Genomic DNA, 12789 nt, shown 5'->3' with positions numbered 1-12789 from the left:
CGCTTCCTTTGTACTCACCCTCGCGGGCTTTCCTCCGGGCTTCCCTTCGTTCTTGCGTTTCCGACTCTATCAGATCTTTTCTCGATCCGATTTCCTCGGCGCTTTCCAGGTCTTCGCTTTCGCGTTTCCCTTTCCGGCGGTTCCGACTCTATCAGATCCTTTCGGCGTCTGATCCCCGGTCAGCGGGGTTTGCCTTCCCGGCTGTTGGGCCGTTCCGACGAGTGAGACTTTAGCGGATTCCTGGCTCCCGAGCTAATCGGGGGCCGGCGCCCTTTCGAACGCGGATTCCTCATTTCGCGAATACGCACGTCAAAGCAGTCGGCGCCGTGGCGTCGAAAGAGTGAGTGGTACTCGTGGAATGGCTGTCCGGGGACCGACCGGAGTCGGCGCTCACGTCGGACAACTCGGAGAACACTACGGATCGGCGCGGGGCGTGTCAACTCGCTCCCCTGGAGCACTCCGGAGGCGTACCGTGGACGACGTGATGACGCGTACGTGCACCCAGCTCTGGTGGGCCGCCTGACGGCGGCCGTACGCACGTATGCACTCAACGGCCGCCGCTTCGGCGGCCGTTCTCGTATCTCCCTCCGGGTCCCGGGGGCCGGCCGCAGGGGCGGCGGTCCCGACCAGAAGGTGGAGTGGAGATGACTCGGGTCTTCAGCGGTATTCAGCCGACCGGGCACCTGACCCTGGGCAACTACCTCGGTGCCATGCGGCGCTGGGCCGAGGTGGACCAGCACCGGGCGGACTCGCTGTTCTGCGTGGTGGACCTGCACGCGCTGACGGTGGAGCACGATCCGGCGCGGGTGCGCAGGCTCAGCCGGCAGGCGGCCACGCTGCTGCTGGCGTCCGGGCTCGACCCGGAGGTGTGCACGGTGTTCCTCCAGAGCCATGTGGACGAGCACGCGCGCCTGTCGTACCTGCTGGAGTGCGTGGCGACCGACGGCGAGATGCGGCGGATGATCCAGTACAAGGAGAAGGCCGCGAAGGAGCGGGACCGCGGTGGCAGCGTACGGCTGTCGCTGCTGACGTATCCGGTCCTGATGGCGGCGGACATCCTGGCGTACTGCACTGACGAGGTGCCCGTGGGTGAGGACCAGGCGCAGCACGTGGAGCTGACGCGGGACCTCGCCGCGCGCTTCAACCAGCGGTACGGGCACACGTTCGTGGTGCCGAGGGCGACGCTGCCCCAGGTGGCGGCGCGCGTGATGAACCTCCAGGACCCGACCCGGAAGATGGGGAAGTCGGACGACTCGGGGGCGGGCGTCGTCTATCTGCTGGACGAGCCGGACGACGTGCGCAAGAAGGTGATGCGGGCCGTCACCGACAGCGGCGGGGAGGTCGGGTACGACCGGGAGGACCGGCCGGGCGTCAGCAATCTGCTCGACATCCTCGCCGCGTGCACGGGTGGGAATCCGGAGTCGCTGGCGGGTGTCTACGACTCCTACGGCGCTTTGAAGAAGGACACCGCGGAGGCCGTGGTGGAGGTGCTGCGGCCGGTACGCGCCCGGCACCGGGAGCTGTGCGCCGATCCGGCGTACGTGGAGGAGGTGCTGCGGGACGGCGCGGAGAAGGCGCGGGCGCTGGCCCGGCCGACGGTCGACGCGGCCTACCGGGCGATGGGGCTGCTGCCGCCCGTGGCGGAGCCCTCGCCGAGCATGGTGCGGTAGCCGGGTGGCCGGGCTCCGCGGACGGCGGCCGGGCCGCCGTCCGCGGGGCGGGCGGGGCGGCCGGTCAGTCCTTCTTGCCGGAGGCGAGTTGGCGGCTGCGGTCGCGGGCTGCTTCGAGGGCGGCGATGAGGGCGGCCCGTACGCCGTGGTTCTCCAGTTCGCGGATGGCGTTGATCGTGGTGCCGGCCGGGGAGGTGACGTTCTCGCGGAGCTTGACGGGGTGCTCGCCGCTGTCGCGGAGCATCACCGCGGCGCCGATCGCGGACTGGACGATCAGCTCGTGGGCCTTGTCCCGGGGCAGGCCGAGCAGGATGCCCGCGTCGGTCATGGCTTCGACCAGGTAGAAGAAGTAGGCCGGGCCGGAGCCGGACAGCGCGGTGCAGGCGTCCTGCTGGCTCTCGGGGACGCGCAGCGTCTTGCCGACGCCGCCGAAGATCTCCTCGGCGTGGGCGAGGTGCTGCTCGGTGGCGTGGCTGCCGGCGGAGATGACGGACATCGCCTCGTCGACCAGGGCGGGGGTGTTGGTCATGACGCGGACGACGGGGGTGCCCGCGGCCAGGCGCTCCTCGAAGAAGGAGGTGGGGATGCCGGCGGCGCCGCTGATGATCAGGCGGTCGGCGGGGACGTGCGGGGCCAGCTCGTCCAGCAGGGCGCCCATGTCCTGCGGCTTCACCGTGAGGATCAGGGTGTCGGCGGTCTTGGCGGCCTCGGTGTTGGTGACCGGGGTGACTCCGTGGCGGGCGCGGAGTTCTTCGGCGCGTTCCGGGCGGCGGGCGGTGACCAGGAGGTCGTCGGGGGCCCAGCCGGCCCGGATCATTCCGCTGAGCAGGGCTTCGCCGATCTTGCCGGTGCCGAGGACTGCGACTTTCTGGCTCATGCGGATCAGTGTGGCACCGGGGTGGGGGGTGCGGGCCGGTTGTCCGGTGGGCGGAACGGGTCGCGGGCGGCGCGGAACGGGGCGGGACTGGGCCGGGGGCGTTCGCCAGGGGCCTTCGGTGCGCGCCTTCAGTGGGCGCGGGCGACGAGGAGGACGACGTCGTACGTCTCCTCGACCTCGCCGTCCGGGAAGGCCCGGAGCAGTCGGGCGCGCTCCTCCGCCAGGAAGGCGGCGCTGCGCTCCGCGGGGAGGACGAGGAAGGCGGAGTGGCTGCCGAGGTTGGCGAGGTGGGTGTCGACGGGGACGCGGCGGCCCCAGCGGACCGTGCGGCGGGTGAAGTCCAGGCGCCCGCTGGGATCGGCCCGCTCGACGCGGTCGCTGCTCTTGCGCTGCTCGGCGGCCACGTCCACGTCGAGGAAGCGGGCGACGCGTCCGGCGGCGTCGGCGATCCACCCGACGTCCAGGGCCTCGGTGTTCCACCACAGGGCCAGCGCGCCGCCCGGGCGCAGCACGCGCAGCGCCTCCGGCACCGAGCGCGCCGGGTCGGTCCAGTGCCAGGACTGGGCGTAGGTGATGAGGTGGGCGTGGGCGTCGGCGACGGGCAGGGCGTCGCCGTCGCCCCGGACGAGCGGGACGTGCGGCAGGGCGCGGCGGAACTCGGCGGCCATGCCCGCGCCGGGTTCGACGGCCAGGACGTTCGCGCCGCGGGCGTGCAGCAGCGCGGTGGCGATACCGGTGCCGGCGCCGACGTCCACGGCCCGGGCGCCGGAGAGGGGATGGCCGGCGAGTTCCTCGACGGCGTCGAGCAGCGCGGGCGGGTAGGAGGGGCGGTTCGCGGCGTACTGGGCGGCGACGGAGTTGAAGGACGCGGCCCGGGCGGCGTGCTCGGGGTGCGGCCCGGCCGGTGACGGCTGGGTGAGGGGCATGGGCTCCGGTCTACGGCATCACCGCGGTCCGAGGGAAGCGATGTCCCGGTCCGGTGCGGACGGGCGGGCGCCGCGCCCGGTCCGGCGGCTCCCTACCGGCGGCGCTTCCGCTTCGACGGGCTGCCGGTGCGGCGGGCGGTACGGCGTTCGTGGGCCTCGCGGGCCTGCTCGTACTCCTGGCGGTGCAGTTTCTCGCCCGGTGCCTCGGTGAGGGAGCGGACGAAGTAGGCGAGGAGGGAGCCGACGAAGCCGACGGCGAGCAGACCGCGCAGGGACGCCTGGCGCTGCGGGTCGTGGCGCTTGCCGAAGCCGTCCCAGGTGTTGCGGAAGGCGAGCGCGCTACAGACCGCGAACATGCCGACGATCAGCACGAGCACGAAGGAGCCGGTGTCGGCGATCCGGATGCCCTGGTAGGCCAGGCGGAGCACCAGGCAGGAGACGGCCGCCGCGGCGAGGGAGCCGACGGCGACGCCGGCCCGCCGGGCCGCGTAGCCGTGGTCGTGGTGCACCCAGGACGTGCCGAAGAAGCGCAGCGGCTCGGGGCGCGGGCCGCCGCCCCGCGCCGCGCCGCCGGTGGTACCCGCCGTGTCGTCCTGGGTGCCGCTTTCGTCGCTCACGGCACGATTATCGCCCCGGCCGCGGGCGGGCCCCCGGGCGGGGCGCGGCCGGTGCCGGTGGGCGGCGGCGGGGGCCGGGGTCAGCCGCAGCGGGGCGCGATGTAGCCGTCGCTGCCGGTGTGGACGTAGGCGTCCGAGACGTACTCGCCGTTGTCGATGAGGTCCCAGATGTTGGTGGTGCCGTAGGTGCCGGACACCGTCGTGCCGGGTGCCTGGCAGTAGATCGGTACCTGGACGCCCTCCGGCAGCACGCGGACCAGGTTGTACCCGGTGCCCGGGCCGCTGCGGACGTTCAGCCGGACGCCGGGGGCCACGGTGTAGGTGCGCACGGCCGCCGCCGCCTGGGCCGCCCCGTCTTCGTGGCTCTCGGCCACACCTTCGGCCCGGCCCTCGGTCTCTTGTGCACGGTCGACAGACATATACGTGGTCCTCCCCCGTCGATGGGCCGGAACCCATGGGGCCCGGCGCGAAAACGCCTGCGTGCGACGCGTACGCAGACGCTAGCAAGCCGCCTCTGTCCCGAACGAGTCATCGACTAGGCTCCGTGCGTCGCGCGCGCGGACGAACATCACGGGGGTGGTCCATGGCGCCACAGCGCAACACTGGAACGGATGCGGAAGCGGAACTTCCGCAGTACGCCGGTCACTACCGCCTGGAGTCCTGTCTGGGGTCCGGTGGCATGGGGGTCGTCCACCTCGCCCGGAGCACCTCGGGGATGAAGCTCGCGGTGAAGGTCGTACACGCCGAGTTCGCCCGGGACCCGGAGTTCAGGGGTCGTTTCCGGCAGGAGGTGGCCGCCGCGCGCCGGGTCAGCGGTGCCTTCACGGCGTCCGTCGTGGACGCCGACCCGGAGGCCGAGCGGCCCTGGATGGCCACGCTGTTCATCCCCGGTCCGACCCTCTCCGAGCAGGTGAAGCGGAAGGGGCCCATGACTCCCGGGCAGTTGCGCAGGCTGATGGCCGGACTGGCCGAGGCGCTGCGCGACATCCACCGGGTCGGTGTGGTGCACCGGGATCTGAAACCCAGCAACGTGCTGCTCGCCGAGGACGGCCCGAAGGTCATCGACTTCGGCATCTCCCGGCCGAAGGACAGTGAACTGCGCACCGAGACGGGGAAGTTGATCGGCACTCCGCCGTTCATGGCGCCTGAGCAGTTCCGGCGGCCCCGTGAGGTGGGGCCCGCGGCCGACGTCTTCGCGCTCGGGTCGGTCATGGTGCACGCGGCGACCGGACGCGGACCGTTCGACTCCGACAGTCCGTACGTCGTCGCCTACCAGGTCGTCCACGACGAGCCCGAGCTGACCGGCGTACCGGACGGTCTCGCCCCGCTGGTGCGGCGGTGCCTCGCCAAGGAGCCCGCGGACCGGCCCACGCCGGACGAGCTGATGCGGGAACTGCGGTCGGTGGCGGCCTCGTACGACACGCAGGCGTTCATACCGGCGCAGCGGACGAGCCCGGACGGGCCCGCGCCCGCGGCGCACGGCCGGCCGGAGCCGGCCGGACGGCGGCCGGTGCGGCGTGCGGGCCGCAGACGGGCGGTGCTGGGGGCCGGAGCCCTCGGGCTGGCGCTGACCGGCGCGCTCGCCGTCGCGGGGCTGACGGGGCTGTTCGACGGGGGCGGCCCCGCGCCGAAGGAGGAGGGCGCGCCGACCCTGACGGCGGCCTCCAGCGGCTGGACGGCCCGGCCGGCGGCCGGCGGCCGGGGCATGCCGCAGTGCGCGTACGGCGCGGGGAAGGTGCTGTGCGCGCGGCCGGGCGCCGTCTTCGCGCTGGACCCGACCGACGGCGGGCTGCTGTGGCGGCGGTCGGTCGGCACCCGGACCACGAGCGGGCCGCCGGTCGTCGCGGGCGGCCTGGTGCAGCCGTACACGGACGGCGGCTCGCGTCTGGCGGGGCTCGATCCGGCCACGGGCGAGGAGGTGTGGCGGCGGCGGCTGCCCACGGGGACGACGGTGCGGTACGCCGGCGGTACGGCCCTGCTCACCGCTGCCGACGGCACGGTCACCGGCGTGGACGGGGCGACCGGCGCCACCCGGTGGCGGGGAACGGTGCCGGGCGGGGGACCGCCGTCGTTCGTCACGTTCCCGGGCGCGGGGGACGGGACCGCGTACGCGACGCGGACGTCGGCCGACGGGTCGAGCACCCGGGTGAGCGCCGTGGACGCGGGCACCGGCCGGGTGCTGTGGGACGTACGGCTGCGGGGCTGGCTCAAGCCGTTCGCGCGGGCGGACGGTTCGGTGTTCTTCCTGGCCGTCGACAGCGGCTACGGCGCCGAGGAGATCGTCCGCTACACCCCCGGCTCGGGTGTCACCCGACGGGTGGCGCTGCCCGCCGTACTGGACGGCGCGCACGCCACCGTCCACGGGAACGTCGTCTACGTGCTGGCCGCCGGGGGCTCCCTGGACGCCGTGGACACGGCGTCGGGCAGGCACCTGTGGCACCTGGAGACATCGGTGAGCCGTGGTTCGCAGCCGGTGGCGCTCGGCGAGCGGGTGTACCTCACCGCGGGCGACGGGCGGCTGCTCGCCGTCGACGCCCGCGAGGGGCGCCTGGTCGGGCAGACGCCCGCGCGCCTGGGCGCCGACTCGGACCGGGTCATGAGCGTTCCGCCGGCCCCGGTGCCCGTCGGCGGCCGGATCTGCGCCACCGCGCCGGACGGCACCGTCTTCGCCGTGGACGGCGGCTCGCCGACGCACTGGTGACGCGCGCGGACTGGTGACGCGCACGGCAGAGGACACGGCGAAGGGCCGCCCTCCGAAAGGGGGGGGCGGCCCCGGGGCCGGACCGTCCGCGCGGGGCGGGCGGTCAGCCCAGGCGGGACACGTCCCGCACCGCGCCCTTGTCCGCGCTCGTGGCCATCGCCGCGTAGGCGCGGAGGGCGGCGGAGACCTTGCGGTCGCGGTTCGCCGGGGCGTAGACGCCGTTCAGGGCCTGTTCGCGGCGGGCCAGCTCCGCCTCGTCGACCAGCAGCTCGATGGAGCGGCCGGGGATGTCGATGCGGATGCGGTCACCGTCCTGGACCAGGGCGATCGTGCCGCCGGAGGCCGCCTCCGGGGAGGCGTGGCCGATCGACAGGCCCGAGGTGCCGCCGGAGAAGCGGCCGTCGGTGATCAGGGCACAGCTCTTGCCGAGGCCGCGGCCCTTCAGGTACGAGGTCGGGTACAGCATCTCCTGCATGCCGGGGCCGCCCTTGGGGCCCTCGTAGCGGATGACGACGACGTCGCCGTCCTTGACCTCCTGGGTGAGGATGCGCTGGACGGCCTCCTCCTGGGACTCGCAGACCACCGCCGGGCCCTCGAAGGTCCAGATCGACTCGTCGACGCCCGCGGTCTTCACCACGCAGCCGTCGACGGCGAGGTTGCCCCGCAGCACCGCCAGGCCGCCGTCCTGGGAGTACGCGTGCTCCGCCGAGCGGATGCAGCCGTTCTCGGCGTCGTCGTCCAGCGCCTCCCAGCGCTCGGACTGGGAGAACGCCTCCGCCGACCGCACGCACCCGGGCGCCGCGTGCCACAGTTCCACGGCCTCGGGGGAGGGGGAGCCGCCGCGGACGTCCCAGGTCTTCAGCCAGTCGGCCAGCGACGGGCTGTGCACGGCGTGGACGTCCTCGTTCAGCAGGCCCGCGCGGTGCAGCTCGCCCAGCAGCGCCGGGATACCGCCGGCGCGGTGCACGTCCTCCATGTAGTACGTGCGGTTCTTGGCGACGTTCGGGGCGACCTTGGCCAGGCAGGGCACGCGGCGCGAGACGGCGTCGATCTCGTCCAGGCCGAACGGGACGCCCGCCTCCTGGGCCGCGGCCAGCAGGTGCAGGATCGTGTTGGTGGAGCCGCCCATCGCGATGTCCAGGGCCATGGCGTTCTCGAAGGCCTGGAAGGTGGCGACGTTGCGGGGCAGGACGGTGTCGTCGTCCTGCTCGTAGTAGCGGCGGGTGATGTCCATGACCGTGCGGGCCGCGTCCTCGTACAGGGCGCGGCGCGCGGTGTGGGTGGCGAGGACCGAGCCGTTGCCGGGCAGGGACAGACCGATGGCCTCGGTCAGGCAGTTCATCGAGTTGGCGGTGAACATGCCGGAACAGCTGCCGCAGGTCGGGCAGGCGTTCTCCTCGATGCGGAGGATGTCCTCGTCGGAGATCTTGTCGTTGACGGCGTCGGAGATCGCGTCGACCAGGTCGAGCGTGCGGACCGTGCCGTCGACCAGGGTGGCGCGGCCGGACTCCATGGGGCCGCCGGAGACGAACACCGTCGGGATGTTCAGGCGCAGGGCCGCCATCAGCATGCCCGGGGTGATCTTGTCGCAGTTGGAGATGCAGATCAGGGCGTCGGCGCAGTGGGCCTCGACCATGTACTCGACCGAGTCCGCGATCAGGTCGCGGGAGGGCAGGGAGTACAGCATGCCGCCGTGGCCCATGGCGATGCCGTCGTCGACCGCGATCGTGTTGAACTCGCGCGGGATGCCGCCGGCCTCCCTGATCGCCTCGCTGACGATCCGGCCGACCGGCTGGAGGTGGGTGTGGCCCGGCACGAACTCGGTGAAGGAGTTGGCGACGGCGATGATCGGCTTCCGGCCGATGTCCGCACCGGGTACACCGGAGGCGCGCATAAGGGCGCGGGCGCCCGCCATGTTGCGACCGTGGGTGACTGTGCGGGACCTCAGCTCGGGCATCGCCGCTCGCTCCTTCGCAATCCTTCTGCCAGAGAGTTCTGACTGTACGGTCGAGCGTACGCCGCCGCTCCAAGGACTGGACACGACTGTCCGGAATGCGGGACGTCCGTTTCACGCGGTGGCGCTCGTGACGCCGTCAGGGCTGCGTCAGATGGGCCTGCACCACCGGCGCCACCCGCGCGATGATCTGCTCCAGGTCCGCCGAGGCCAGCGGCTCCAGCTTGATCACGTACCGCATCATCGCCGTGCCCACGATCTGCGCGGCCGCCAGCTCGGCGCGCAGCTCCGCCTCCGGCGGCTCCACCTCCGGCAGTTCCACCCGGGCGGCGACGCGGCGCAGCAGCTGGGCGGCGACGAGCCGACGGAAGACGGCGGCGGCGGTCTCGTTGTTCACGGCCGACCGGAGGATGGCGAGCAGCGGGGTACGGGTCGCGGGGTTCTCCCAGACGCCGAGGACGGACCGGGTCAGCCGCTCCCCCACCCCGTCCGCCGGGCCCTCGGCCACCGCGTCCGGCACGGCCAGGGCGGGGGCGAAGGCGACCTCGACGGCCGCCTCGAAGACCTGCTCCTTGGTGCCGAAGTAGTGGTGGACGAGCGCGGGGTCCACGCCGGCGGCCTTGGCGACGCCGCGCACGGACGTCCTCTCGTACCCGCGCGCGGAGAACTCCTCGCGGGCGGCGGCGAGGATGCGGTCGCGGGTGCCGGCGGACTCGCCGCCCGGCGGCCGGCCGCGGCGGCGGGGGGCGGGCCGGGCCGTCATCGCCGGGGTACCCGCACCGCCGCGGCCAGGTGCTCGCGGGTGAACGCCAGGGCCTCGGCGAGGTCGGCCTCGCGCTCGGCGCCGGACATCGCCCGCCGGGTGTTGACCTCGATCACCACATGGCCGTCGAAGCCGGTGCGCGCCAGGCGCTCCAGCAGCTCGGCACAGGGCTGGGTGCCGCGGCCGGGCACCAGGTGCTCGTCCTTGGCCGAGCCCCGGCCGTCGGCGAGGTGGACGTGCCCCAGCCGGTCCGCCATGCGGTCGACCATCCCCAGGGCGTCGGTGCGGGCCGTCGCCGTGTGGCTGAGGTCGATGGTGAAGTGCCGGTAGTCGTCGTTCGTGACGTCCCAGTCGGGGGCGTAGGCGAGCATCTCGCGGTCGCGGTAGCGCCAGGGGTACATGTTCTCGACGGCGAACCGCACGTCCGTCTCGTCCGCCATCCGCCAGATCCCGTCGACGAAGTCCCGGGCGTACTGCCGCTGCCAGCGGAACGGCGGGTGGACGACGACGGTGGAGGCGCCCAGCTTCTCCGCCGCCGCCCGGGCCCGGCGGAGCTTGGTCCAGGGGTCGGTGGACCAGACCCGCTGGGTGATCAGCAGACAGGGGGCGTGCACGGCGAGGATCGGGATGCCGTGGTAGTCCGACAGGCGGCGCAGCGCCTCGATGTCCTGGCTGACGGGGTCGGTCCACACCATGACCTCGACGCCGTCGTAACCGAGGCGCGCGGCGATCTCGAAGGCCGTCGCCGTCGACTCCGGGTAGACGGAGGCGGTCGACAGCGCGATGCGCACGTCAGTTGGTTCAGCCACGTCCGTCACCATACGGCGTCGGCCGGTACCGGTGTCGGGTGCCCGTTCGCCGTTGTGAGGTTTGCCATTCGGGCGGGCGGGGCGGCGCGCACCCGCCCGCGCACCCGCCGCGGAGCCGTCCGCCGGTACGGCGGCGTGCCTCTCGGGAAGCCGTGCGCCGGGACCGTCCGCCGACGGGCACCACGCCTCCCGGGAACGCCGGCCGCACCCCGTTTCCCGGAGCCTCCCGGCGCCGCGCCCGCCCGGCACGCCGGCCGGAACCGGTGTGCCGGCCCGGCACGCCCCCGCCCGGAAAGCCCGCCGGAACCCGCTAGTCGGAACCCATGTGGTCGAGGCGCCGCAGGATCACGCCCTCCCGCAGGGCCCACGGGCAGATCTCCAGGCTCTCCACGCCGAGCAGGTCCATCGCGCCCTCGGCGACCAGGGCGCCGGCGAGGAGCTGGTTGGCCCTGCCGTCGGAGACTCCGGGGAGTTCGGCGCGCTGCTCCGCGGTCATGCCGGCCAGGCGCGGCACCCACGCCTCCAGGGACTCGCGCTTGAGTTCACGCTGGACGTAGAGGCCGTCGGCGCTGCGGGCGGCACCGGCGATCCGGGCGAGCTGCTTGAAGGTCTTGGAGGTGGCGACCACGTGGTCGGGGGCGCCGAAGCGGGCGAACTCGCCGACCGTGCGGGCTATCTCGGTGCGCACGTGCCGGCGCAGGGCTCGGACGTCGTCCGGGGCGGGCGGGTCGCCGGGCAGCCAGCCGGCGGTGAGCCGGCCGGCGCCGAGCGGGAGGGAGACGGCCGTGTCCGGCTCCTCGTCCATGCCGTAGGCGATCTCCAGGGAGCCGCCGCCGATGTCGAGGACCAGCAGCCTGCCGGCGGACCAGCCGAACCAGCGGCGCACGGCGAGGAAGGTGAGCCGGGCCTCCTCGGCGCCGGAGAGGACCTGGAGCCGTACGCCGGTCTCGGCGGCCACCCGCGCGAGGACGTCGTCGGCGTTGGCGGCCTCGCGGACGGCGGAGGTCGCGAACGGCAGCAGGTCCTCGACGCCCTTGTCCTCGGCGGCCTGGAGCGCGTCCCGTACGACGGCGACCAGCTTGTCCATGCCGTCGTCGCCGATGGCACCGCTGCCGTCGAGGAGCTGGGCGAGCCGAAGTTCGGCCTTGTGCGAATGCGCGGGCAGCGGGCGGGCGCCGGGGTGGGCGTCCACCACCAGCAGATGCACCGTGTTCGAACCCACGTCCAGGACACCGAGTCTCATACACGGAACGCTACTGCCAGAACCTCCGTCCTCGGTCCCTCCCGCGGGCCCCGGCCACTTACCCTGGACAGGTGCCAAAGACGAAGAAGGCGAAGGCTGAGAAGCCGGACAAGGCAGACAAGGCGGGCAGAGGCCGCAAGGCCGCCACGCCCTCGACGGAGGCGAAGGTGAGCGACGAGAAGGGGCTCGACTTCGCCCGCGCCTGGGTGGAGTTCCCGGACCCGGCGGACGAGGAGCAGGTCTTCCGCTGTGACCTGACCTGGCTGACCTCTCGCTGGAACTGCATCTTCGGCAGCGGCTGCCAGGGCATCCAGGCGGGCCGCGCGGACGACGGGTGCTGCTCGCTGGGCGCCCACTTCTCCGACGAGGACGACGAGAAGCGGGTCGCCTCCCATGTGGCCCGGCTCACCCCGGAGATCTGGCAGCACCACGCCGAGGGCACCCGGAACGGCTGGGTCTCCGAGGACGAGGAGGGCTCCCGGCAGACGCGGCCCTTCCAGGGGTCGTGCATCTTCCAGAACCGGCCGGGCTTCGCCGGCGGCGCGGGCTGCTCGCTGCACATCCTGGCGCTGAAGGAGGGCCGGGAGCCGCTGGAGACCAAGCCGGACGTGTGCTGGCAGCTGCCGATCCGGCGGACGTACGACTGGATCGACCGGCCGGACGACACGCGCGTGCTCCAGGTCTCCATCGGCGAGTACGACCGGAGGGGCTGGGGTCCGGGCGGCCATGACCTGCACTGGTGGTGCACCTCGGCGACCTCGGCGCACGGGGCCGGCGATCCGGTGTACGTCTCCTACCGGGCCGAGCTGACGGAACTGATGGGCAAGGCCGGCTACGAGCGTCTGGTCGAACTGTGCGAACAGCGGCTGGCCTCGCGACTCCCGCTGGTGGCGCCCCACCCGGCCGACCCCGCGCCGTAACCCGGCCGCCCGCGCTCTCTTCCGCGCCCCCGGCGCCCCCGGCGCACCCGCTCCGCCGCCGCCGAGCCGCGCCGTCGCCCCCGTCCGCCCGCCATCGGGCCGTGCCGTCACCACTCCCGCCCCGGCCCGTCACCGGCCCGGGGCGGGCCGTCGTTTCTCCCGTGCCGTCCGGCGTCCGCGTGCCGTGCCGTCCCGCCGGTCCGGGATCACTCCTGGCTGCCCGACGGGCTCGGTTCGCCGGTGGCCGTCGGGGGCTGCGCCGGGGTCGGGGAGTCGGCCGGTGAGGGATCGGCCGGGGTGGGGGACGGG

The 12789-nt window shown here is 73.6% G+C and carries 11 protein-coding genes; 3 read left to right on the top strand and 8 right to left on the bottom strand.

The genetic code is table 11. The features are described 5' to 3' along the window. Window positions 1-644 precede the first annotated feature (644 nt). Window positions 645-1670: a tryptophan--tRNA ligase gene (gene trpS / locus IF37_RS0136500; RefSeq protein WP_030753291.1), complete on the top strand. Its 1026-nt coding sequence runs from the start codon at window positions 645-647 to the stop codon at window positions 1668-1670. A gap of 64 nt (window positions 1671-1734) precedes the next feature. Here trpS and proC read toward each other — a convergent pair whose 3' ends face one another. The 4 genes from proC to IF37_RS0136480 form a co-directional block, all read right to left on the bottom strand. After that, on the bottom strand, window positions 1735-2547 hold the full coding sequence (gene proC / locus IF37_RS0136495; protein ID WP_030753288.1) for a pyrroline-5-carboxylate reductase: 813 nt from the start codon (window positions 2545-2547) through the stop codon (window positions 1735-1737). Between the two features lie 128 nt (window positions 2548-2675). After that, the gene (locus IF37_RS0136490; RefSeq protein ID WP_030753285.1) at window positions 2676-3473 is read right to left on the bottom strand and encodes a class I SAM-dependent methyltransferase; all 798 of its coding nucleotides are present in this window, start codon (window positions 3471-3473) and stop codon (window positions 2676-2678) included. Window positions 3474-3565: 92 nt separating this feature from the next. After that, window positions 3566-4090 carry a hypothetical protein gene (locus IF37_RS0136485; protein WP_030753282.1) on the bottom strand — a complete coding sequence of 175 codons (525 nt, stop codon included), beginning with the start codon at window positions 4088-4090 and terminating at the stop codon, window positions 3566-3568. 80 nt (window positions 4091-4170) lie between these two features. Continuing rightward, window positions 4171-4509 (bottom strand): SH3 domain-containing protein, encoded by a 339-nt coding sequence (locus tag IF37_RS0136480; protein WP_030753279.1) that lies wholly within the window; start codon window positions 4507-4509, stop codon window positions 4171-4173. A gap of 164 nt (window positions 4510-4673) precedes the next feature. Between IF37_RS0136480 and IF37_RS0136475 the strand changes: the two genes are divergently transcribed. After that, window positions 4674-6791, top strand: a complete 2118-nt coding sequence (locus IF37_RS0136475; protein WP_030753276.1) for a PQQ-binding-like beta-propeller repeat protein — start codon at window positions 4674-4676, stop codon at window positions 6789-6791. Between the two features lie 103 nt (window positions 6792-6894). Here the strand turns inward: IF37_RS0136475 and ilvD are convergent, their stop codons facing one another. The 4 genes from ilvD to IF37_RS0136455 all read right to left on the bottom strand — a co-directional run bounded on the left by ilvD (window position 6895) and on the right by IF37_RS0136455 (window position 11560). Beyond that, a complete protein-coding gene (gene ilvD / locus IF37_RS0136470; RefSeq protein WP_030753273.1) occupies window positions 6895-8748 on the bottom strand; it encodes a dihydroxy-acid dehydratase in 1854 nt (617 codons plus the stop codon). A 136-nt stretch (window positions 8749-8884) separates the two neighbouring features. After that, window positions 8885-9508, bottom strand: coding sequence for a TetR/AcrR family transcriptional regulator (locus IF37_RS0136465; RefSeq protein ID WP_030753271.1), 624 nt, complete (start codon window positions 9506-9508; stop codon window positions 8885-8887). Beyond that, entirely contained in the window at window positions 9505-10329 is an 825-nt protein-coding gene (locus IF37_RS0136460; RefSeq protein WP_030753268.1) for a sugar phosphate isomerase/epimerase, read from the bottom strand. The genes IF37_RS0136465 and IF37_RS0136460 overlap by 4 nt, the downstream gene beginning before the upstream one ends. A gap of 298 nt (window positions 10330-10627) precedes the next feature. Continuing rightward, entirely contained in the window at window positions 10628-11560 is a 933-nt protein-coding gene (locus IF37_RS0136455) for a Ppx/GppA phosphatase family protein (RefSeq protein WP_030753265.1), read from the bottom strand. A gap of 71 nt (window positions 11561-11631) precedes the next feature. Here IF37_RS0136455 and IF37_RS0136450 point away from each other — a divergent pair, with 71 nt between their 5' ends. Continuing rightward, a complete protein-coding gene (locus IF37_RS0136450) occupies window positions 11632-12480 on the top strand; it encodes a hypothetical protein (protein ID WP_030753262.1) in 849 nt (282 codons plus the stop codon). The last annotated feature ends 309 nt before the right edge of the window (window positions 12481-12789 follow it).

Origin of the sequence: Streptomyces sp. NRRL S-31 (genome assembly GCF_000718775.1) — a bacterium.
In the GTDB taxonomy this organism is placed as follows: Bacteria; Actinomycetota; Actinomycetes; order Streptomycetales; family Streptomycetaceae; genus Streptomyces.
Note: the sequence above shows the minus strand (reverse complement) of the source record. Positions and strands in the feature narration are given on the sequence as shown.